Below are 779 nucleotides of genomic sequence, written 5' to 3' on the forward strand. Positions count from 1 at the left end.
AGATAGGCGGCCGCCTTCTGCGACAGGACGTGCTGCAAGCCGATGAAGACCAGCCCGGCCGAGATCGCCGGCTTCACCATGCCGGCAAAGGCGCGATCGTGCTCGATGCGGAACTCCAGCCCCCAGTCCATCAGGATATAGTTTTGCGTCCACGGCCCGGACTGCGCCGTGTGCTGGACGAGAACCACCTGATCGACGGCCAGCGTTTCATAGACGATGCCGGGATGCGGCTTGGGCAGATAGAGGATGCAGATGTCGAGCAGGCCCTCGGCGATCTGGTCGACCGCCAGATCGGGGAAGCTGCCTTCCAGCCTGAGCGCCACATTCGGCCGCTTCGCGCGCATCCAGTCGATCCAGGGCGAGGTGATGCTGTCCCAGAGATAGGCGGGCGCGGTGAGCCTGAGCAGCGTTTCGTAGCCATCGGGAACGGCGATGTCCTGGCGCGATTGCTCCCAGGTGCGGGTGATCGTCGAGGCATGCGGCAGGAACTGCCGGCCGGCCGGCGTCAACGTGACGCCATCGCTGTCACGGACGAAAAGCTTGCGCCCCAACTGCTCCTCCAGGCCGCGAATGCGCGCGCTGACGGTCGACTGGGCAAGGTTCAGGCGGCTCGCCGCGACGGTGAAGCTGCCATGCGCCGCGACCTCCAGGAAACTGCGCAGATTCTCGGTATCCATCACCCCTGCCCTCAAAACCACCGCCATCGAAATTTTCGATGGTCGCAATCAAAAAATATCGCTTTGCGGTCGCGGTCAACAGTGACCAGAATGCAAAGCCCC

The 779-nt window shown here is 63.5% G+C and carries 1 protein-coding gene; it reads right to left on the minus strand.

Annotation, left to right across the window (positions count from 1 at the left end):
* Positions 1-677, minus strand: a 677-nt coding sequence (locus tag EOD07_RS36215; RefSeq protein ID WP_164772946.1) for a LysR family transcriptional regulator, incomplete at its 3' end; no start/stop codon positions are given.
* Positions 678-779 lie beyond the last annotated feature (102 nt).

The sequence above is a fragment of the Mesorhizobium sp. M2C.T.Ca.TU.002.02.1.1 genome (assembly GCF_003997225.1).